1 protein-coding gene is annotated in these 742 nt (G+C 68.9%); it reads left to right on the top strand.

The genetic code is table 11. The features are described from left to right. Positions 1-742: hypothetical protein (locus NZU74_20385; GenBank protein ID MCS6883687.1), on the top strand; the 742-nt coding region annotated here is incomplete at both ends.

The raw sequence follows: 742 nt of genomic DNA, 5'->3' as shown, positions 1-742 counted from the left end.
GAACATGCGCAAGCACAAGCCGCGCAACGCCGACGAGCTGCGCGTGCTGGCCAAGGTGCTCATCTGGCTGCATGAGAACGGCGACGGCGAGCGTCGCCCGCTCTCGCTGGGGCCGATTGACTTCGGGGCCTGGGCGCGGCTCTCCGCCGAAGACGAACTTTGCACCAACGAAACCTGCCGCGAACGGATGCAGGGGAGATGCCCGCTCTATCGCGCGCGCCGCGCCGCCGAGGCCGCCCACGTCATCGTCGTCAATCACGCCCTGCTGCTCGCCGACATTGCCACCGAGAACCGCGTCCTGCCGCCGTACAACTATCTGGTGCTGGACGAGGCCCATCACCTCGAGGCCGCCACCACCGACGGATTGAGCTTCGAGTGGAAGCTTGCCGACTTCGAGCGCAAAGTGAAGGACGTGGGCAGCCCGAACAGCGGCCTGCTCGGCGAGCTGCTCTCCGCAGCGCGTGAGCGGCTGCGGCCCGATGCGTACGCGGGCCTGGAGGTGGAGGCCGGCCGGGTGTACGAGCGAGCCACTAACGCGCTGGCGCAGGCGCGCGCCTTCTTTGATAGCGTGGCGGCGTTTCTGGAAGAGCGCCGCGAGGGCCGGCCCATCGGCGAGTACGGCCAGAGCCTGCGCCTGCTGCCGGCCACGCGCCGCCTGCCGTCGTGGAGCACGGTCACGCAACACTGGGAGCAACTCAAGCCGACGCTTACAGAGCTGGCCGAGTCTCTTGGCCGGATCGGC

The sequence above is a fragment of the Chloroflexaceae bacterium genome, assembly GCA_025057155.1.
Taxonomy (GTDB): Bacteria; Chloroflexota; Chloroflexia; order Chloroflexales; family Chloroflexaceae; genus JACAEO01.
This window is presented reverse-complemented; position numbering and strand designations above follow the sequence as displayed.